Consider the following 228-nt stretch of genomic DNA (forward strand, 5'->3'; position numbering starts at 1 on the left):
GCTTTATCTATTGATAAGGTACTCAAAAGGTAGCGTAATGGTAGTAGCAAAAGAAAGGAGATGAGACAATCATGACAGTTAAGGAAAAGAAACGGGTCCAAGTCAAGATTGATAAAGATTTGGCCGATGATACCGAAGCAGTTTTAAGCGAATTGGGCTTAAATCCAACCACGGCCATTAACATGTTTTACAAGCGGATTGTTGCTAATGGTGCTTTACCTTTTAATG

1 protein-coding gene is annotated in these 228 nt (G+C 38.6%); it reads left to right on the plus strand.

Going from position 1 to position 228, the window contains the following annotated elements; all coding sequences use genetic code 11:
- Positions 1 to 71: 71 nt before the first annotated feature.
- On the plus strand, positions 72 to 228 hold a 157-nt coding region (locus CBI42_RS12170; protein ID WP_142294179.1), incomplete at its 3' end, for a type II toxin-antitoxin system RelB/DinJ family antitoxin.

Origin of the sequence: Streptococcus sp. KR (assembly GCF_002238115.1) — a bacterium.
Lineage (GTDB): Bacteria > Bacillota > Bacilli > Lactobacillales > Streptococcaceae > Streptococcus.